The organism is Novosphingobium aromaticivorans DSM 12444, from assembly GCF_000013325.1.
Lineage (GTDB): Bacteria > Pseudomonadota > Alphaproteobacteria > Sphingomonadales > Sphingomonadaceae > Novosphingobium > Novosphingobium aromaticivorans.
Map to the genome: position 1 here is coordinate 392,606 of NC_007794.1, position 17,418 is coordinate 410,023.

The following is a 17,418-nucleotide window of genomic DNA, read 5'->3' on the forward strand; positions in this document are numbered from 1 at the left end:
GATGGTTGATATTCCGGCGGGCCTGCTTGCCTACTTTTCCGACAGCAAGACAGAAGCGGCCGTTGATCTGTTGCTCGCGAAGCAGCGCCCGGATGTGCCGGACGATGTCAGCTGGAGCGATGTTCCAGCGTATTTCCGCGCGTTGCGTGCCGCGCGGCAGATCGAGGTGGATTACGCGATCCTGCTCCATGAAATCTGGAGTGCAGTCTGGAAGGCGCTACCGAAGCCGTGGGTTGCCAAGGAGCCGCACGAGCAGGTGGATGATGCCTTGCTCGAACCACGCCGGATCCTCGGCCAAAACTATGCCCTGCGGGCTTTTGAGCGTGACAAGCTGCGGTGTGAGCTATTGGTTTATGGCCACAAGGAATCCGGGATACAGATTGGATTCAATGTTTTTCAGGGCCGAGCTTCCAAGCTGCCGAGAGCCGTGGCTGATTGGGAGAACGACGACGGCACCTATTGGTCGCCTGCGAATCTCGTGAAGCTCAAGCGTACGATCGACCTCAATCCGCTGCGGACTTATGCTCGTGATGCAACGAACGTGATCAAGAGCCTGGATCGCGATTGAGCGACGAGCCGAGTTCGACGGTTATTGATTTGTTGGGAAGTCCGGCCTATCTGCAAATCAATCGCACCCGCCCGGCCTCTGTCCGCAAGGATATGCACACTGGGCGGGTCTTTTGTTTTCAGCTGCTTGATCATACAAGACCGGCAGCATGACAGATAGCTTTGCCAAACCTGCGCTGACAATCGACCAACAGATAGCGCATCTGCGCGGCAAAGGCATGGCCATCGAGGACGAAGCCCGGGCGCGATACTGGCTTACCCATGTCAGCTATTACCGGCTCAGCGCCTATTGGCTCTATTTTGAACATCCTAAAGGGCAGAATGGGCCCCGCTTTCGCAGCGGCACCAGCTTCGATTCCGTCACTGCGCTATACGATTTCGACCGAGTGTTGCGCCGCCTGGTGATGCGGGGAACGGAGCACGTCGAAGTCGCTTTACGCGGGAACTGGGCTTACCAGCTGGCCCTTCTCGGCGATGGCCACAGTTATCTGGACGCGAGCCTCTATTCAGACCGCAAGGAGTTCCACGCCAATCTTGCCAAGCTTGCGGGTGAGGTCGGTTGGTCGAGCGAGACCTACATCAAGCACTACCGGGAAAACTATCACGACCCGGCCTTGCCGCCTGTCTGGATGGTCGCAGAAATGATGTCATTCGGTCAGCTTTCCCGGTGGTACTCGAACCTTGCGGAGCGTGCCTTGCGCAATCGGATTGCGCAGCCGCTTGGCCTTCCCGAAACTGTCCTGGTGCCGCTCGTGCGTCACATTGTCGATGTGCGCAACATCTGCGCCCACCATGGGCGACTGTGGAACCGTGGCTTCCGGATGCCTCCCAAGCTTGCGCAGAAGCCCGATCCCTTGATGAGGACATTGGATCAGAAGGCTACGCAAGCCCCTGCCCGGCTCTACAACGGACTTTGCATGATTGCGCACGTGGTGCGTACGGTCGCCCCGGCTTCAACATGGATGTTGGATCTTGGCGCCCATCTTCGGACGCACCCCACCAATGACCTGGCTGCAATGGGCTTTCCCGCTGATTGGCAAACAAGGCCGCTCTGGCAATGACGGGGCTTCTCTCCCTCAGGCACACCACCGCTCATCCGATCTTCCGGGTGGAGCTCGATCAGGCAGCCTACAACCACGGTTTCCGCAAGGCGAACGGCGTTGCGGACGGATGGCTGTGGTTCAAATCCGACGAAGGCGTGCCGGGGGAAGTGGCGCTCGCCAGCGGCATCAATCCTGACGGGTCTCCGTGGTTCCTGGCGGTCGAACACGCGGGTGTGGCTGCCAAACTCGGGGTGGAATTGGCGGAAGCGGTGGTCAATCCACCCGCGCATTTCAAGGGTGCCTTCGCCTTCGCGACGCAGGCTCAACTTCGCGCAGCCCTTTCCCGCGCATTCCATCTGGCACGCAGTCTGCCGACATTCCCGCTTGCGCAATATGAGGCCGAGGTTGCCGAACTGGGGAACACCGAAGTTGAGCGGATCGTCAAGGAACGCGTGGGACAGGGCTATTTCCGCCGCGCATTGCTGGACTACTGGACCGGGCGTTGCCCCATCACTGGGATCAGCGATGAGCCGCTTCTGCGCGCCAGCCACATCGTGCCATGGTCGGAATGCCGAAGCGATTCCGAGCGGCTGGACGTTTTCAACGGGTTGCTGCTTGCCGCCCATTGGGACGCGGCATTTGATCGCGGTCTTGTGAGTTTCGACAATGAAGGGCGCGCGCTCATCAAGCCAACCCTCAGCGAGGAGGCGCTGAACTTGCTGGCGCCGGATCGCGCACGCCTGCTGCCGCTCGATGATGCTCATCGCCGTCAACTTGCCTGGCATCGGGAGCGGTTCGGCTTTTCAGAATAGGCGACAGCATTCCGAGCCTGAGCGGGCATATCTAAATGATCATAGGCGAACCCGGGGTCATTTTGCCAAGCCGGCATTTCGCAACCCGCTGATCCGGACCATCGGACTGCAGTCACATCAAATTCTTCGCATCAAAGGGAAATCGACCTCGACCGCGCAAAACTCCAGTCGACCCCTCCGCGCTGGTCCACCGCACCAGCCACGGCCTGGCCAAGTTTGCGCTCCAATACTGGCTGCCAGGGCACTAGCTGGAACCCCAGACCATTGTCGATCATGGCGAAGCGACCCGACGCCAGGTCGACACGCTGCCTGTAAATGCCGGCGACATGCTCCCCGGGTCCACTCGCTTGCAACTCAAGCCCGGTCTGCCGGGAGAGCCTGTTCGCCGCCTCGGCCATCTCTCCCTGACGCAAGGTCTCGAGAAGACCGCGCGCAAACAGAAACCGCCGCCCCTGCCGGGTTGCCAGTCCATCATCAGCCAGATGCTCGGAGCGTTGTTGCAGGGCTTCCTCGACCTCCCGCCCGAAGCCTGGCCCATGTGCCGTCGGCTCCTTCGCCACGAGTTGCTGGTCGAGCCACGTCGCTCCTTTGGCCGTGACCTGTTCCGCCAATCCCAGATCCGAACGGACCGTCAGCGCGGCATGGCCTTGTCCCTTGCGATCGGTCCAATGCCGCAGTTCCACGATCGCGCCGGGCCGGGCATCGCTGGTGGCTTCGAGATCGTTGAAACGCAGGTGATGTGTCCTACCATCCATGCCATCGACGACGGCATAGGCCTTGCCTGATAGCTCGTCGTGAAGCCCCCTGCTGGCCAGTCGGCCGATGATCGGATCCGATGGCTGCTGGTCGTGAATCGCAAGCCGGGACAGGTCTGAGCGCCATCCGTTCTCCGCCATCGAGCGGTGGATCGTCTTGATGACATCACCGCGGATTTCGAGGTCGCGCAGCGTCTTCTCCGCATCGGCGCGCATCGTCCAGCGCCCTGGCTGGGTTTCGCTCGCCAGCCCCATGCGTGCCAGCGAGTTGACCCTGCCTACAAGCAGCGCATGGCGCCGGCGATCCTGATCCGCTGCTGGGCGCAGATCGATCACCTGGTCGTGATCCTGCAGCGTGCGCAGTTGCCGGTCGAGGCCTGTCCACCGTTCCGCTGAGACCTCACGAGCCATGGCGCGCTGGATGTCGCGTTCGCTCCGCGGCCCGAGCTCGATGGTGACGCGCTCTTCGGCCCGTGAGCGCATGCCCTCACGAATATAGTCGCGGTCGATGACCAGGTCCGCGCCATCCGCTGCCCGCCCCCGGACGAGGACATGAACATGAGGGTTGTCGGTGTTCCAGTGATCCACCGCGACCCAGACGAGCCGGGTGCCGAGATCGCGGGCCATGTCATCCATCAGCTCGCGAGTGAACGTGCGCAGGTCGGCAAGCTCGGTCGCATCTTCGGGTGACACGATGAACCGGAAATGGTGCCGGTCATCCGCGCAGCGTTGCGCGAATGCCTCGCCATCGGCATTGTCCACGCCGGCATCGAAGAGCTGACCGCGCTCCTGGTCGCGCGTCACGCCATCGCGCTCGAGGTAGGAGACGTGCATCGCAAGCGGCGCGGCCCGGAACCGCGCGCCTTTGTGTCGCACGACGCGCGCCTTGATCACCACGCGGCGCTGGTAGGGCGAACGCCGCGCGCGCAGTGCGGCTGCGCGGCCCCGGCCATATCTTCCCGTCCCGGCAGGCTTGCCGCTCCGGCGAGCCAGTGGCGTTGCCCCGGAGCGGCGCGACGCTTTGAGCACCTGGCCGACGAGCGAGGTCGCCTTGCGGCTGGCCGGCATGCCCTGGTCCCGCGATCGGCCGGGACGGATCTCGAAGTCGTCATCCATCATGACAAGGCCAAAGCCGGCGACGTCGCCTGATGCGGCGTAAAACGGTGGTTTCGGCAGCGATGCGACAGCAGAGGGGGTGGAGCAGCGTCGCAAATTCCTGAAGCAATCCAATGACCTCCACCCCAAGCGACGTCGCTCCTTTTATCTCGCCATCCTTCCGCTCCTTCTCCTTTCCACGCCAGCAAACCACACAATCCTGCGCCATTGCACGCTAGGACACGAAAACAGGGCGATGAGCCCCTCATTGTGACCGTCTTCCGACGACGGGCGCGAAGAGCGTGCTGAGCGGGCGGGGTGAAGCTAGGAGCGGATCGGATGCCACCGCGCGAGTGGCAGAACCTGGCGTTTCCTCCACGGCATTTGCGCGGGCTGCGAAGAGCGCCGCCTGTGTCCAGGAGGGGCGCACCGGCTGCACGGAGGATGCAGCAGCCATGACAGCTGGCGTGCTGCCGATTTGCAGCATCGGTGCGATCCGGGCGACATAGGCGCGGGTTTCGGCAGGCAAGGGACGGCCTTTGTCGCGCCAGTCCTCAAAGCGGCCCGGTCCCGCATTGTAAGCGGCGAGAAAGCCGGGCGCGCCGTAGCTGTCGTACATTTCTCGCAGGTATGAGGTGCCCGCCATGATGTTGTCGCGCGGATCGAACGGGTCGGCGCCGAGGCCGAACCGGACGCGCTGACGCGCCCAGGTTCCGGGCATCAGTTGCATCAAGCCCATCGCCCCTGCTGACGAGACTGCACCGATCCGCCCCGCGCTCTCCACCCGCATGACCGCGTAGATCCAGTGATCGGGAATGCCGAACCGCTGCGATGCTTCGGTGATGTGAGCGGCAATGTCGACCCGCTGCTGCTCTGCCTGCTGGGCAACCGGCTGCGGCAAGGCAGGTTCGGCAGCCAGCAAGGCAAGAGCACAGCAGAGGGCGCGAAACGGACGGCGCAGAGACATCGATCAGTCCGCCTTTTCGCGGCGGGCCGGACGCGACCAGACCAGCACATGCTCGTTGCCGTCGCCCTGGAAGAGGTTTGCGCGCAGCGGCTGCACGAAGGCCGGATCATCAATCTGGATCGCGACATAGGCGCCAGCCTTTTCGCCGACATGCTTCCAGGCCGCGCCGATCTCGCGCGCTTCATCATCCTTGCCCGCAATCACCCGGTAGTCCGGCGCGTTCTCGCTGTCGGACGGATCGGCCGGAACGAGGACCAGATCGATGTCGAGGGTCAGGGTGTGCAAGTGCCCGGCAAAGCCGCCATCGGCCGCCACGAAAGTTCCGATACGCATCATTCATTCTCCTTGGTTGGTGGTGGGCAAAGGGGAGTCCGGGCGTCGGCGAACCACTCGCGGCGGCCATCGCCGCGTTCGTCGGTCCAGACCGGAATGGCCCGGCCGATCACGGCATTGACCGGCAAGGAGCCGAAGTAGCGCCCGTCGAAGCTCGCTGGTTCGCCCGGGTTCAGCGTGAAGATCTCACCGGGGCCGAGCACATTGCAGCCGTTCCAGGCAGGCAACGGACGACCGAGCCGGTCGCTGGCGAGCGCGAGGGCGACAAGCTGGCTGTCGATGGTGATGCCGTGCCGGAAGCGGCAGACGCGCTGACCGGAAACGGCGGCCACGCGCTTCAGGAGTGGCACGCCGATTGGCAGATAGCCGCGGTCGGCCAGCAATTGCCGGACAGCAGCAGGCGGCTCGATCGCGACCCGGTCGCCGACCGCCAGCGCGTCTTTGTCGCCGATCCAGTAGAGCCCGGTCGGCACCGAATGAGTGACGTTCCAGACCAGCGGACGACGCGCCGGGAGTGCCAGCGATGCCATCGCGAGCCCCGCTGCGAGGGCGGCGACAATGATGGTGCGCCGCCTCATGATTGCAGCGCCTTGCGCGCGAGCCAGGCACGGTGGCGCTCGGTCGAATAGCTGCGCGGCGTCTCAGCCACGATCAGGCGGTTGTGAATGTGGCGCCAGTGATCGGGCGCCACATCGCACGGGTCGATGCCGAGTTCCTCGATCGCATCGATCAGGCCAAAGACGCGGCGAACCTTCCGCCAGCCCGTGACCGACAGCAGGACGTCCGCTCCGGGCGTGACCTGCGGAAACCGGGTGACCGGCTCTCCTTCGGTGACGGCCAGCAGGACATCGAGGCGCGAGAGGACGGTTCCGTAATCGTTGGAAGCCCACCGCACCAAGCCGAAGACCTGCCCGGGTGCGTAGCATTCCACCCGGCGCCGGCGGTCACAGATCCGGCTGGCCACGGGCTTGCCGAAGCGCAGCCAGTGCTCGCGCACGCCCTCCTGCCAGTAGAGCTCGACCTCGGTGAGCCTGCCGTGCCCAGGACGTGCTTGCCGCCCGGTCGCCCCGAGTGACTTGCGGTGCGGTTGTCCACAGGCCTCGGGGGTTAGCAAGAATCCGAAGGATTCTTTGTTAGCATAGTTAAGGGGCTCAGAAGCGCAGGAGTTCTGCGGCTTTGCGAGCGATTCCGGTTCCCGATAGTCCGAGTTTGCGGTTCCTGTTCGTCCGAGTCCTGCGGTTCCTGATAGTCCGAACGCACTCATGGGTTATCCACTCCGCTGTAGCCGAGCCGCCGCATCGCGGCATCGAAGGAGTCCTCAGGGATGCAGACGAAGCTCAATCGTTCGCGGCCGAGCGCATGCTCGAGCTCGAGGCGGTAGCCCGGCAGCGGCTGGCGCCGGACGATGTCGCGCAGCTCGAAAGCAAACCGCTTGAGCGGTGACAGCGCGCCGGATTTCAGATGGAGGTGGGCGACATCGAAGCTCCAGCCACCCTTCTGCTTGCCGCCATGCTTGCGCACGATCCGGTAAAGCCAGCGCTCCAGGCCGCCCGTGAGGCCGAAATAGGCCCGGTCGATCGTCAGCACGAGCGCGGCATCGAGCACCCCTTCGTAGAACCAGTCCGGGACGATCATCTCGATGCCCAGCGCCCGGCCGGAACTGTCGAGACATTCCCGCCATTCGTTGATCCAGGAGAACCGGTGCCGCCGCCGTTGGTGCGGCTGGCGGATCGACGTGGCGACCGTGGTCGATTGCAGCCGATCGAGCCCGGCCTTCAGGCGCTCGTAGCTGGCCTTGCCGGTCCCGCGCCGGGTGAAGCTGAGGATTTCGTGAGGCGTGGCCGCGATCAGCCGGGAGGTCGAGCGACCGCAGTCGCGGGCCTCGACAATCTGGCTCGCAACCCAGATGAGCACATCGGCATCCCAGATCGTCGCCATGCCATGCTCGGCCGTCGCTTCGACCAGGATCGAGACTTCTCCCATCCGGAAATCGATCGGCCGCACCCGCTTGGTCTTGGCGAGGCTGAAGAACGGCCAGGCCATCAGGTCCTGGGCGTCGCGGGCGGCGATGTTGCTGCCCGCACCAACGAACAGGTCGAGCTGACCATCACTTCCGGCAAAGACGGAGGATCGGCGCATGACCAGGCCTCAGCGCCGCACTGGCGGCATATAGCCATCGACGCGCTTTGCCGGGTGGACCACGCCTTTGCCGGGATCACTGGTCGAGCGGCGCAAGCCCTGCTCGGCCCAAGCGTCGAGATCGGCAATCGCGTAGACAATGCGCCCGCCAAGCTTGCGGTAGATCGGCCCCGTGCCGAAGCAGCGATGCTTCTCGAGCGTGCGGGCTGACAGGCCGAGGTGGACGGCAGCGTCAGGGGTTCGCAGAAACCGCGGCACGACCGGCGTAGGAATGGCATCCATGGTTAGGCTCTCTCGCGTCTGGGGTTAGCGGCGGACAGAGCCGCCGACAGACGCAAGCCATGGCGAAAGGCAGGGGGCGGAAAGGAGTGACCGAGCGCGAGGCGTGCTCTTTGTCACCCCGTCCAATCACCCCTTCTCAAGCAGGGTCCGGTAGCCATGGCGGCACATGCGCTGCGCCTCGCCGAGCAGGCGGTGGGCGTGGCGACGTTCGCCTGACCCTTTCCACACCGCGCCCACGAGCGGCTGATTGCGCGGAAACACGACTGTGAAAGCGATCTGCCGCAAGAAGAGCCCCGCCGCCTGGGCGTCAAGCAGGGCAAGGAGCTGGATGAGCCGACGCTGGCGATAGGCGGTCAGCTGGTAGGGAGCGCGCGCTTTCTCAGACGCCGCAAACCCAAGCAGCGCTGCGTAGCTCTGGGTGGCCTTCAGGCGAAGCGAGGCGCCGGACAGGACCGGCACAGAGAACGCGGGTGCCCTGCAGGCAGGATTTCGGCGGAGGAGTACGCGGTGCCGTACGCGGGCGACATCCACGACGAGATGGCGGCCGATGTCCAGCTCGCGGTCAACGACAATGTCAGCACCTGCAGGGATCAGGCCGTCCTGGGCTTCGTCCGATGTTTCGAGAATGGCCGTTCCTGCTGCGAGGTCGGGGTCCCAGATTGCCGGGCTGCGCGATGGCGGTTGGCTTGGATCGCAAGGGAAAGCTCAGGCCCCATCGTCTGGCCAGACCCTCCCGTTCTGCATCGGCCCTGCCCTGATCGGCAGTGGCGCGTTCTTCCGTGGCGGCAAAGTCGCGTTGATACTCGGGATTACGACGCAGGAATTCCTGCGCGAAATCGGCAAGATCGTGCCCCGCGTAGTGTTCGGCGGCGGCTGGAGACCGCCACGAAGACCCTCCCGACATCCGACTCTCCGCTTGGCTCGTACAAACCGGCCAAGCCCGGCATGGTCGCCGAATCGAAGGGGCGGACAAGTCGCCCTGACGGATCAAGCTTATGCTTACCGGCAGGCAACGCTTGATCCGCAATCGCCCTTATCGGCACAAGCCTTCAGGATCAGGGAGTTTTGCGCGCGAGCAGATCGCGATAGCCGGCCTGCGTCATCCAGCGGGCCCGGGCGAGATGACTGTCGTGGAGACGACGCGCGAAATCGACGTCCTCATCAGGATCAACTTCGAAGATGATACGTACCGCCTCGCGCCAGTCCGCGCCTTCTGCCGCCGCATCGAGGAGGCGCAAATAGGTCACGAGATGGCGCTCATCATATTCGGTGAGCGTATCGCTCGCAGGCGGTTCGGCTTCGAATGGTGGCATTGTCATCGGATGAGCCTCGCGGGCGAGTCAGTGCCGGCGCGCGCGTTCATAGCAGCTTCTCCCCGTCTGACGGAATTGCGTTCAATTGCCCGCAAATGGGGAGATCCCTATCCGCTACAGAGAACAAGTCCAGAGTGCAGGCGAGCGGCTCCGCATCGCTGAAAACAAGCGAGTATTATAATACGTCGCACTATAATACGCGACTGGTTTCTAAGCTGCGGATGGACATCCGCAAGCTCTTCGGGACCAACGTGAAGCGGTATCGCGAGGCAGCCGGCTTGAGCCAGGCCGAGATCGCCGCGCGTATGGGCGTCGACAGGGCTTATGTCAGCGCCATTGAGCGCGGGCTGCAGAATGCGACCCTTCTTTCGATCTGGGAAATCGCGCAGGCGCTCGAGGTTCGGCCGGTTGCGCTGCTCGAGGAACCGGACTTGTCGGCGCCCACCCAGTGACAGCTGAAAGCCCCGCCCGGCACTGCCGGGCGAGGCTTGGTGGTTGCCATCAGTCGTTGTTCGACTTGCGGGCCCGCGACCAGATCAGGTTGTAGGTCTTGCCGTCCTCGTCATCGAAGAGGTTGGCGAAGATGGGGGCGGTAAAGCTCGGATCGTCGAGCTTCAGCGAGAGGTAGTCGCGGCCTTCGCCCGAGCGCTTGGTCCAGGCGGCGCCGATTTCCGCGCGGCCGACGAAGACCCGGTGGCTGGGGGCGTTCTCGTTGGCGGTGCCCTCTTCGGCCACGATCCGGACGTTCTTGGTCTGCACGCTCATGGTGACGATTTCGCCCTGGTAGTCATTGCCGACCTTCTTGAAACTGCCGATGTTCGCCATGTTCATTCTCCTTCAGTGCTTCGATCCCGCGCCCGTCGCGGTCTCGATGGCTGGGTGAAGGCAGGACATCGGGCCGCCGCACCCGTCAGGGCCGCAGCGCCAGCGGAGGATGGCAGTGCGCCAATCTTTCTTGTCTGCGCGAGGAATGCCGCGCAGCGGCAGGGGAAGAAAGTTGGCAAGCAGCCATTGCGGCAAGGTCAGATGAGGCAACGCCATTCCTGCCAGCCAGGGCCATGGAGAAGACCGCATTGGGCGCAAGGATCGCGCCGGAACGGAGACTGGCGGTTAGACGGTCACTCAAGGTGGCGGATGACTCGGGCGAGGCGCCTCGTGGAGCAGACCTCTCCGGATCGATTGGCGGTTGGGTCCGCCATTGAACGCCTCTGCCTGTCTGTAGCGGCACAAGGGCAATGCGCTGCCGGACCTGCTCGGTATAGCTGTAAGATACCCAAAGCAGAGCGGCGATCCGTTGCCACCGTTTCCAATCGACCGCCCTCGGGATGGGGCGGCCGACCAGAACCTGAACGCGGGCCATCATCGATACGACTGAGAGCCCCCGCCCAGTCCAGCAGTGCCGGACGGGGATTCAGCCCTGCGGCGCGGAGAGAAGCTGTTTCTGGGCAGCAAGGCCGAAGTACAATGCGGCGCCCGCTCCGACGATGATGGAGGCTATACCGACGGGAGCGAAAGCGCCCCAGATGCCTTGCACCGCGTGATATCCGGCCAGGCCCGCCGGAAGAGCAAAGGCAAGGCTGACCATGATGCGGGCCGGGATGGACGTGCTGCCAACCAGCAGTTTGGCCGCGACGAGCAAGGCAAAGGCCGAAGCCGCCGCAGCCAGGACTGCCGCAGGGATCCCGAGCCCATGCTGCCAGACGTACATGGCGGATAGGCCTGCGCAGTAAAGCGGCAGCGCGAAGACGATCATGCTGGCGAACAGGCGAGTGAGCAGCACGATCGCGGTGACGGAAACAAAAAAGGCAAGGATCATCGCATCCTCCCGATAAGCGGGTTCAACAGGATGCGCTTTCCACCACCTCCCCAAGCGCGTGCGGCAAGACAATAGCAGGCATGGCGAGAGGCCGGAAGGCGAAGTTGCGCTTCCGGCCCTGGCGCGGCGCTGCGTGATCCGCCTTCAGAACGGATCGTATTCATGGAGGATCTGGCTGGCATCGCCGTCGTATTCGGCGGATGGCATGACGCCGTAGGCTGGTCCGGCACGGAAGAGCGTGACGCAGACCATCAGCGTCCGAGCGAGGTTCCAGGCGTGGCGCTGGGCAAGGGGAAGCGGCATCTTGCGATCTCCTGTCTTGCGGCGGGGACCATCCCCGCTCGACAGGCGACCGACGTGTCGCTCCGAACCCTGCAATCACCGCGGCGGCAGCCATGCCGCAAGGCCGCACGCCGGGGGCGTAGCGGACCCTTCACGGGTTGATGGCGTCAGGGGGGCGGAGCGACCAAGGATTGAGCCTCAAAGGGCGGGAAGGCCCCGGGCCGTTCGACAATGAGCAATTGCCGCCTTCACCTAGTCATGGGTGTGACCCACTAATGCCCGGTGGACTGTGGAGCTGATGCCAAAGATGCCGGGCGGTGGCAGGGCCCTGTCGAGACGAACATGCTGGAGCCTGATCGCCGCATCGCAAGTCGTCGCCCATCTTGCGACCGACGGAGCCGGCCCGATCCGATACGCTGAAGCCTTTGGTGATCGCCTGTGAACATCAAAGGTGCTTGATGTAGGCAAAACCCTACTTTGCGATCATCAAATGGTGTAGCTGTTGATAGACGATCATCAAAGCTCGTTGCGATTCGTGCGCGCGAGCCTACGCCCGTCTAACGGAGACGCCATTGCCTGTTGCCTATCACGAAGGACGTTTCCCGCCCGCAACGCTTGACCTGGGCGCGCTGTTTCCGTTGGTCGGGCCAGCCAATGCTGCCATTGCGCGCTATGAGGGTGTCCTCTCCGGCATTCCCAATCCCGACATTCTGCTTTCGCCGTTGACGGCTCGCGAAGCCGTGCTCTCCAGCAAAATTGAGGGGACGCAGGTAACGCTTGGCGAGGTGCTGGAGTTCGAGGCGCAGGGGCATCTGTTTGACGAGAGCACGCCCAAGAAAGCCGACGCACGCGAAGTCTTGAACTATCGCGCGGCCCTGCGCGAAGCGGACAGCCTGATGGCAGAGCTTCCGCTGTCGCAACGCCTGATCAAGGCCACGCATCGGGTTCTGATGGATGGTGTGCGCGGCCGTCACAAGGATCCGGGCGAATACCGCCGCATCCCCAACTGGATCGGTCCGGACGGTTGCACCATCGAACAGGCGCGCTTCGTGCCGCCAGGTGCCGATCGCATCGAGGCCGCCATGGTGGGCTGGGAAGCCTATATTCATGCCGATGCGCCGGATAGGCTGGTGCAACTGGCGATCGTTCATGCCGAGTTTGAATCGATCCACCCCTTCCTTGATGGCAACGGGCGCATCGGGCGACTGATCATCCCGCTGTTCCTTTATGCCCATGGGTTGTTGTCGCGCCCCAATTTCTACCTGTCGGAATACCTCGAAGCCAATCGGGATGAGTATTACGACCGGATGCTGGCCGTTTCCCGCGACGACGATTGGAGCGGATGGGTGGCATTCTTCCTGCGCGGCATCATCGCCCAGGCCGAAGCCAACACTCTGAAGGCCCAGGCAATTCTGGCGCTGCATCAGGACAAGCGCGATTGGGTGGTCGAGATCACGCACTCGCAATATGCCGTGCGAGCTTTGGACTGGATCTTCCAGCGCCCGATCTTTCAGACACCGGACTTCATCGCCTCGGCCCAGATCCCGCCAGCGACCGCCCGCAAGATTATCCGCGACCTGCGCGACAACGGCTTGCTGCGTGAACTGGTGCCCGCCTCCGGGCGGGCACCCGCAACTTTCGTGTTTTCGGAATTGCTGAACATTGCGGAGGGACGCGAAGCGTTTTGACCCACAGCTCGCTTCAAAGCGGCAGGCTTAGCAAAATGGGAGCCATTCCTGGGCGGAGGCGTCACCTCGGCACTGCCGTTCGACTTGAAGGGGCTCGGATCTTCCGGTGGCCCCTATCAGTGAGAAGGTGCCACGATCAGCGCCGGAAGGAACACGTTTTCGCCTGAGTTTCGCGGCCGCTCGGGTGCTATGCCCTTGCACCATGGAAAGAGGCGCGGCTAAAGGACGCCAATTCGCAAGGACCCGGTGAAATTCCGGGTGGCTATTCCGGCCGCCGATCCGCCGGACAACATCACACATGCAAATCCGGTAGCGCCCACTTTGGCGCCATGTGCCTTGTTGTGGATTCCCCATGTCTCTCAATTTCAATAATTATCGCCGCCAGTGGTTCACTGACGGGAGCACCGCCCGCCGGGACATTCTGGCGGGCATCGTCGTCGCGCTTGCCCTTATTCCCGAAGCGATCGGGTTTTCGATCATCGCCGGCGTGGATCCCCGGGTCGGGCTTTACGCCTCAGTTGCCATCGCCATCACGATCGCCCTGATCGGCGGGCGTCCCGGCATGATTTCGGCTGCCACGGCGGCTGTTGCGGTTCTCGTGGTGCCCCTCGTCCGGGACCACGGCGTCGAATACCTGTTTGCCGCAACGATCCTGATGGGTGTGATCCAGATCGTCGCGGGGCTGCTGCGGCTCAACCTGGTGATGCAGTTCGTGTCCCGGTCGGTCATCACCGGCTTCGTCAATGCGCTCGCCATCCTGATCTTCATGGCGCAGCTGCCCCAACTCACCAATGTCGGGTGGGAGACCTATGCCATGGTCGCCGCGGGCCTGGCGATCATCTACCTGCTGCCCCGCATCACCACTGCGGTGCCTTCGCCGCTCGTCGCGATCCTGGTGCTGACGGCAGTCGCCATTGGCATGGGCATCGATGTGAACACGGTGGGCGACATGGGCAAGCTTCCCGAAGGTCTGCCAAGTCTTGCGCTGCCGCAGGTTCCCCTGACCCTGGAAACGCTGCGCATCATCCTGCCCTATTCGCTCACCATGGCGGCCGTCGGCTTGCTGGAATCGCTGCTAACCGCTCAGATCGTCGATGACATGACCGACACGGACAGCGACAAGCGCCAGGAATGTGCCGGGCAAGGCGGGGCCAATATCGTTGCTGCCCTGTTTGGCGGCATGGGCGGATGCGCGATGATCGGCCAATCGGTGATCAACGTGACTTCGGGCGGGCGCACGCGGCTTTCGACCTTCGTCGCCGGCGCGTTTCTGCTGTTCCTGCTCGCCGTGCTCGGGCCCTATGTTGGCCGTGTGCCGATGCCGGCGCTGGTTGCGGTGATGATCATGGTCTCGATCGGCACCTTCAGCTGGAACTCGATTCCCAATCTGCGTCGCCATCCGCCGACTTCGTCGATCGTCATGCTGACAACCGTGATCGTAGTAGTTGCCACGCACGACCTTTCGCTGGGCGTGCTGGCCGGCGTCTTGCTCTCGGGCATCTTCTTTGCGGGCAAGGTCCAGCGCATGTTCACGGTCGAACGCGAAGGTTCGGCCGATGGCGTGCTGGCGACCTACCGCGTGACGGGCGAAATCTTCTTCGCCTCGGTCGAGCGCTTCACCCGGGTCTTCCAGGCGGAAGACCAGGCAGAGCGCGTGGTCATCGATGTGACGAGGGCGCATTTCTGGGACATTTCCGGCGTCGGCGCGCTCGACAAGGTCGTCGCCCGGCTGCGCCGCGACGGACGGCAGGTTGAAGTCATCGGCTACAACCAGGCCAGCGCCGACATCATCGACCGCTTTGCCTTGCACGACAAGACCGGCGTCGAACTGGGCGTGGTGCCGCATTAAGCCATGACATCGGGGCAGCGCCGCCAGTTGAACAGCTGGCGGCGATGCCCTTGATGTGCAGTGGTGGGGGGTAACGGCAATCGCCAGCGGGCGGTCGACATTGGGCTCAGCTACCGCTGGTCCCAACCTTCCAGACCTTGAGCCCCAGCTTGCGCGCCTTGTCGACGAGGTTGGCGTTGATCCCGTTGCCGGGGCAGGCGATCACCGCCTTGGGCATGGCCTCGAGCATGGCATCGTTGCGGCGGAACGGGGCGGCTTTGCGGTAGCGTTCCCACTCGGGCCGGAAGGCAACATGCTGGACCTTGCGGTTGCGGGCCCAAAGCATCGCGATGTGTTCGCCGCCGGTCGGGTTGCCGCCGTGGAAGAGGACCATGTCGGGATACTTGGCGTGAACCCGGTCGAGCACGTCCCAGATCCGCTTGTGGTCGGTGTAGTCGGGGCCAGCGGTGAAAGCGACGCGGGTTCCGGTTGGCAGCAGCGGTTCGATCTCGGCCTTGCGCTTGGCGGCAAGGAAGTCGCGGCTGTCGATCATCGCGGCCGTCAGGGTCTTGTGGTGGACGAGTGATCCGGTCCGCGGCGTCCAGGGCTTGCGGAAGTGGCGTTCGTACTGGTCACCGGCGGCTTCGCGCATGAATTCCAGGGCATTGCGGCGTTCGATCAGCGACAGGCCCTCGCGCAGGAGGCGTTCGAGTTCGACCGAGCGGACCTCCGAGCCATCCTGTTCGCCCTGGCTGCGGCGCTGGGCATCCTCGTTGTCATCAAGTTCGCGCTGCACGCGGCCGGTGGCGCGGTGGAAGATGTTGACGGTCGACCAGCACAGTTCCTCAAGGTCAGGCTCGAGGCGGGTGTCGAGCATCGTGGCGATCAGGGCGTCGAACATGTCGGCTATCGCACCGGAGGCGATCCGCTCTTCGGGGAGCGGCCTCGGGTCGGCCTCGTCCGAGAAAGGGCGGTAGCCATAGAGGCTGAGTTCTTCGAGCAAGTGCGCCGTGGGGGAGGATGCGTGTTCGGGTTCATGATCGTCGTAGTCGTGCATGGGTTGCGCTCCTGATTGCGGAGCCGGGCGTTCTCCCGGCCTTCCTTCGCGCGTCCTCTGGTGACGGCCAGACCGGCGGCGCACCGGGAGCGAAGCGGACGGCCGCAGCGATCAGCGCAGGACGGCAAAGCCGGGTTATTTTGCTTCGCGATGTAAAGGCGGGCCATGAGCCCGCCGACGGAAAATAGCCCGGGCGGCGCCGTTGCTCCGCCGGACAGGCCGGCACAGACGCGCATCACAGGAAGGAAGGCCGAACGATCCGGCGGCAGATGGCCGGCAGAAGCACCAACATGACAGCCCGATCACCCGGACCGATTGCTTCTCTTCCCGGCCTCACGCCTTGCGGAGCAAGGCCTCGTCCCCGCTGCCGAGCTGCCGGGCAAGGTTGGCCACCATGGCTTCGCGGGAGCATTGCCGCAGGTCGTCGTTGAAATCGCCCAGGATCGGCATGAGCGGGATCACCTCGATGCCCGAAGTGGCGCAGCGCTCGGCGATGGCGGCAAATGCTGCCTCACCGGCCTTGTCGCGATCGCGGGCGACATAGAGGCGGTTCACGCCTGCCGGAAACAGGAAGGCGGCCAGGTGCGCGGATGACGTACAGGCCGCGAGCGGCATGGTCGGCAGACATGCGCGCAAGGAAAGTATGGTCTCGATGCCTTCGCCGATGATCATGCAATCCGTCGGCACGCCGAAGCGGACGGCATGGCCGAGAATGGCCCCCATGGTCTTTCTGGGATGAGCGACGGGCGCCTTGTCCATGCCGGAAGGATCGAGCCAGGTGCGATGCACACCGGTGGTGCCGCACGCATTGTCAGTGACCGCAGCAATCAGGGCGGGCCAGCGCGTCGGCGTGCCCGGTGGGTCGTCACGGGACGGTCGGTAATGACAGCCGGGGTGGAACCGCAGGGCCGTGAGTTCGGCGCCTGCTTCAAGGCCCCGGGACTGGAGGTAGGCTTGCGCGAGGGTGCCAGCGATCGGACGGCTGCCCGACCAAAGCCGCAAGGCCGCGTCTCGGTGGCCTGAATTGGTGCCACTCAGCCCGGAAGGACGAGGTCGCGCCGCAGGGGCTGGGGTTTCCGGCAGGGAGAGAAAGCGACGGGCCTCGCTCAGGGTCTCCCGCATGCCGGCGGTTCGAACCGAATGGGCGATAATGTCGAGCAAGTCGCCATGGTCGCCGGTGGCAGCGTCAGTCCATTTGCCGGCGGGGCCTTTCTCGCCATCGATTAGGCGAACATAGAGACTGCGCCCCGGTGCGTTGTCGACATTGCCGACCAGCCAGTAACGCCCCTCCTTGCACCCGTTGGAAAGATAGCAGCGGCATACCGCCTCGGCCTGCTGGCCTAGGCGGCGGGATAATTCGGTGGCATTCATGAGGCAAAGCTCCTGCCGAACAGAGAAGAGGGGTAAGGATGCGATGCGCGGCCCGGGACCGGCAAATCGG

General features: G+C 63.9%; 21 protein-coding genes and 1 other annotated feature. Of the genes, 6 read left to right on the plus strand and 15 right to left on the minus strand.

Annotated elements, in window-relative coordinates; translation table 11 throughout:
* Nucleotide 1 precedes the first annotated feature (1 nt).
* The 3 genes from SARO_RS01780 to SARO_RS01790 all read left to right on the plus strand — a co-directional run bounded on the left by SARO_RS01780 (nt 2) and on the right by SARO_RS01790 (nt 2,422).
* On the plus strand, nt 2–568 hold the full coding sequence (locus SARO_RS01780; RefSeq protein ID WP_011444018.1) for a hypothetical protein: 567 nt from the start codon (nt 2–4) through the stop codon (nt 566–568).
* A gap of 148 nt (nt 569–716) precedes the next feature.
* On the plus strand, nt 717–1,628 hold the full coding sequence (locus SARO_RS01785) for an Abi family protein (protein WP_011444019.1): 912 nt from the start codon (nt 717–719) through the stop codon (nt 1,626–1,628).
* Nucleotides 1,625–2,422 (plus strand): HNH endonuclease, encoded by a 798-nt coding sequence (locus SARO_RS01790; RefSeq protein ID WP_011444020.1) that lies wholly within the window; start codon nt 1,625–1,627, stop codon nt 2,420–2,422. The genes SARO_RS01785 and SARO_RS01790 overlap by 4 nt, the downstream gene beginning before the upstream one ends.
* Nucleotides 2,423–2,553: 131 nt before the next feature.
* Here the strand turns inward: SARO_RS01790 and SARO_RS01795 are convergent, their stop codons facing one another.
* The 10 genes from SARO_RS01795 to SARO_RS01835 all read right to left on the minus strand — a co-directional run bounded on the left by SARO_RS01795 (nt 2,554) and on the right by SARO_RS01835 (nt 9,312).
* Entirely contained in the window at nt 2,554–4,293 is a 1,740-nt protein-coding gene (locus SARO_RS01795; RefSeq protein ID WP_011444021.1) for a relaxase/mobilization nuclease domain-containing protein, read from the minus strand.
* A 244-nt stretch (nt 4,294–4,537) separates the two neighbouring features.
* Nucleotides 4,538–5,239, minus strand: a complete 702-nt coding sequence (locus SARO_RS01800) for a lytic transglycosylase domain-containing protein (RefSeq protein WP_011444022.1) — start codon at nt 5,237–5,239, stop codon at nt 4,538–4,540.
* A 3-nt stretch (nt 5,240–5,242) separates the two neighbouring features.
* The gene (locus SARO_RS01805) at nt 5,243–5,575 is read right to left on the minus strand and encodes a DUF736 domain-containing protein (protein ID WP_011444023.1); all 333 of its coding nucleotides are present in this window, start codon (nt 5,573–5,575) and stop codon (nt 5,243–5,245) included.
* Complete coding sequence (locus SARO_RS01810) at nt 5,572–6,150, minus strand: S26 family signal peptidase (protein WP_011444024.1); 579 nt, start codon at nt 6,148–6,150, stop codon at nt 5,572–5,574. Before SARO_RS01810 ends, SARO_RS01805 begins: the two co-directional genes overlap by 4 nt.
* Entirely contained in the window at nt 6,147–6,686 is a 540-nt protein-coding gene (locus SARO_RS01815) for a DUF2840 domain-containing protein (protein ID WP_011444025.1), read from the minus strand. The genes SARO_RS01810 and SARO_RS01815 overlap by 4 nt, the downstream gene beginning before the upstream one ends.
* A 146-nt stretch (nt 6,687–6,832) precedes the next feature.
* A complete protein-coding gene (locus SARO_RS01820) occupies nt 6,833–7,711 on the minus strand; it encodes a replication initiator protein A (RefSeq protein WP_011444026.1) in 879 nt (292 codons plus the stop codon).
* A gap of 9 nt (nt 7,712–7,720) precedes the next feature.
* Nucleotides 7,721–7,993 carry a helix-turn-helix transcriptional regulator gene (locus tag SARO_RS01825; RefSeq protein WP_011444027.1) on the minus strand — a complete coding sequence of 91 codons (273 nt, stop codon included), beginning with the start codon at nt 7,991–7,993 and terminating at the stop codon, nt 7,721–7,723.
* A 126-nt stretch (nt 7,994–8,119) separates the two neighbouring features.
* Entirely contained in the window at nt 8,120–8,524 is a 405-nt protein-coding gene (locus SARO_RS20460; RefSeq protein WP_011444028.1) for a DUF2285 domain-containing protein, read from the minus strand.
* A gap of 43 nt (nt 8,525–8,567) precedes the next feature.
* On the minus strand, nt 8,568–8,897 hold the full coding sequence (locus SARO_RS21410) for a transcriptional regulator domain-containing protein (protein WP_234007392.1): 330 nt from the start codon (nt 8,895–8,897) through the stop codon (nt 8,568–8,570).
* 151 nt (nt 8,898–9,048) lie between these two features.
* On the minus strand, nt 9,049–9,312 hold the full coding sequence (locus tag SARO_RS01835) for a DNA -binding domain-containing protein (RefSeq protein ID WP_011444029.1): 264 nt from the start codon (nt 9,310–9,312) through the stop codon (nt 9,049–9,051).
* A gap of 215 nt (nt 9,313–9,527) precedes the next feature.
* On the opposite strand from SARO_RS01835, the gene SARO_RS01840 reads away from it, so the two are divergent.
* On the plus strand, nt 9,528–9,758 hold the full coding sequence (locus SARO_RS01840; RefSeq protein WP_011444030.1) for a helix-turn-helix domain-containing protein: 231 nt from the start codon (nt 9,528–9,530) through the stop codon (nt 9,756–9,758).
* A gap of 49 nt (nt 9,759–9,807) precedes the next feature.
* On the opposite strand, the gene SARO_RS01845 is transcribed toward SARO_RS01840, so the two are convergent.
* From SARO_RS01845 to SARO_RS21285, 3 genes are all read right to left on the minus strand, one after another.
* Nucleotides 9,808–10,131: a DUF736 domain-containing protein gene (locus SARO_RS01845; RefSeq protein ID WP_011444031.1), complete on the minus strand. Its 324-nt coding sequence runs from the start codon at nt 10,129–10,131 to the stop codon at nt 9,808–9,810.
* A gap of 586 nt (nt 10,132–10,717) precedes the next feature.
* Nucleotides 10,718–11,122: a hypothetical protein gene (locus SARO_RS01855; RefSeq protein ID WP_011444033.1), complete on the minus strand. Its 405-nt coding sequence runs from the start codon at nt 11,120–11,122 to the stop codon at nt 10,718–10,720.
* A 144-nt stretch (nt 11,123–11,266) separates the two neighbouring features.
* Nucleotides 11,267–11,425: a hypothetical protein gene (locus tag SARO_RS21285; RefSeq protein WP_011444034.1), complete on the minus strand. Its 159-nt coding sequence runs from the start codon at nt 11,423–11,425 to the stop codon at nt 11,267–11,269.
* A 551-nt stretch (nt 11,426–11,976) separates the two neighbouring features.
* Here SARO_RS21285 and SARO_RS01865 point away from each other — a divergent pair.
* Both SARO_RS01865 and SARO_RS01870 read left to right on the plus strand, forming a co-directional pair.
* Nucleotides 11,977–13,092, plus strand: coding sequence for a Fic family protein (locus SARO_RS01865; protein WP_011444035.1), 1,116 nt, complete (start codon nt 11,977–11,979; stop codon nt 13,090–13,092).
* 236 nt (nt 13,093–13,328) lie between these two features.
* Nucleotides 13,329–13,384: a sequence feature (sul1 is cis-regulatory element that is thought to sense ions involved in sulfur or methionine metabolism; They are found in Alphaproteobacteria), on the plus strand.
* Between the two features lie 60 nt (nt 13,385–13,444).
* Nucleotides 13,445–14,941, plus strand: coding sequence for a SulP family inorganic anion transporter (locus tag SARO_RS01870; RefSeq protein ID WP_011444036.1), 1,497 nt, complete (start codon nt 13,445–13,447; stop codon nt 14,939–14,941).
* A 106-nt stretch (nt 14,942–15,047) separates the two neighbouring features.
* Here the strand turns inward: SARO_RS01870 and SARO_RS01875 are convergent, their stop codons facing one another.
* Together SARO_RS01875 and SARO_RS01880 are read right to left on the minus strand one after the other, a co-directional pair.
* On the minus strand, nt 15,048–15,977 hold the full coding sequence (locus tag SARO_RS01875) for a DUF2493 domain-containing protein (RefSeq protein WP_011444037.1): 930 nt from the start codon (nt 15,975–15,977) through the stop codon (nt 15,048–15,050).
* Between the two features lie 333 nt (nt 15,978–16,310).
* A complete protein-coding gene (locus tag SARO_RS01880) occupies nt 16,311–17,348 on the minus strand; it encodes a DUF7146 domain-containing protein (protein ID WP_011444038.1) in 1,038 nt (345 codons plus the stop codon).
* Between the last annotated feature and the right edge of the window lie 70 nt (nt 17,349–17,418).

Bases quoted from the DNA above. Each gene is read 5' to 3' on its own strand.
- SARO_RS01785 (WP_011444019.1), top strand. From the start codon at position 717: ATGACAGATAGCTTTGCCAAACCTGCGCTGACAATCGACCAACAGATA.
- SARO_RS01805 (WP_011444023.1), bottom strand. From the start codon at position 5,575: ATGATGCGTATCGGAACTTTCGTGGCGGCCGATGGCGGCTTTGCCGGG.
- SARO_RS01800 (WP_011444022.1), bottom strand. From the start codon at position 5,239: ATGTCTCTGCGCCGTCCGTTTCGCGCCCTCTGCTGTGCTCTTGCCTTG.
- SARO_RS01820 (WP_011444026.1), bottom strand. From the start codon at position 7,711: ATGCGCCGATCCTCCGTCTTTGCCGGAAGTGATGGTCAGCTCGACCTG.
- SARO_RS01790 (WP_011444020.1), top strand. From the start codon at position 1,625: ATGACGGGGCTTCTCTCCCTCAGGCACACCACCGCTCATCCGATCTTC.
- SARO_RS01835 (WP_011444029.1), bottom strand. From the start codon at position 9,312: ATGACAATGCCACCATTCGAAGCCGAACCGCCTGCGAGCGATACGCTC.
- SARO_RS01810 (WP_011444024.1), bottom strand. From the start codon at position 6,150: ATGAGGCGGCGCACCATCATTGTCGCCGCCCTCGCAGCGGGGCTCGCG.
- SARO_RS21410 (WP_234007392.1), bottom strand. From the start codon at position 8,897: ATGTCGGGAGGGTCTTCGTGGCGGTCTCCAGCCGCCGCCGAACACTAC.
- SARO_RS01845 (WP_011444031.1), bottom strand. From the start codon at position 10,131: ATGGCGAACATCGGCAGTTTCAAGAAGGTCGGCAATGACTACCAGGGC.
- SARO_RS01855 (WP_011444033.1), bottom strand. From the start codon at position 11,122: ATGATCCTTGCCTTTTTTGTTTCCGTCACCGCGATCGTGCTGCTCACT.
- SARO_RS01840 (WP_011444030.1), top strand. From the start codon at position 9,528: ATGGACATCCGCAAGCTCTTCGGGACCAACGTGAAGCGGTATCGCGAG.
- SARO_RS01780 (WP_011444018.1), top strand. From the start codon at position 2: ATGGTTGATATTCCGGCGGGCCTGCTTGCCTACTTTTCCGACAGCAAG.
- SARO_RS01880 (WP_011444038.1), bottom strand. From the start codon at position 17,348: ATGAATGCCACCGAATTATCCCGCCGCCTAGGCCAGCAGGCCGAGGCG.
- SARO_RS01825 (WP_011444027.1), bottom strand. From the start codon at position 7,993: ATGGATGCCATTCCTACGCCGGTCGTGCCGCGGTTTCTGCGAACCCCT.
- SARO_RS21285 (WP_011444034.1), bottom strand. From the start codon at position 11,425: ATGCCGCTTCCCCTTGCCCAGCGCCACGCCTGGAACCTCGCTCGGACG.
- SARO_RS01795 (WP_011444021.1), bottom strand. From the start codon at position 4,293: ATGGATGACGACTTCGAGATCCGTCCCGGCCGATCGCGGGACCAGGGC.
- SARO_RS01875 (WP_011444037.1), bottom strand. From the start codon at position 15,977: ATGCACGACTACGACGATCATGAACCCGAACACGCATCCTCCCCCACG.
- SARO_RS01870 (WP_011444036.1), top strand. From the start codon at position 13,445: ATGTCTCTCAATTTCAATAATTATCGCCGCCAGTGGTTCACTGACGGG.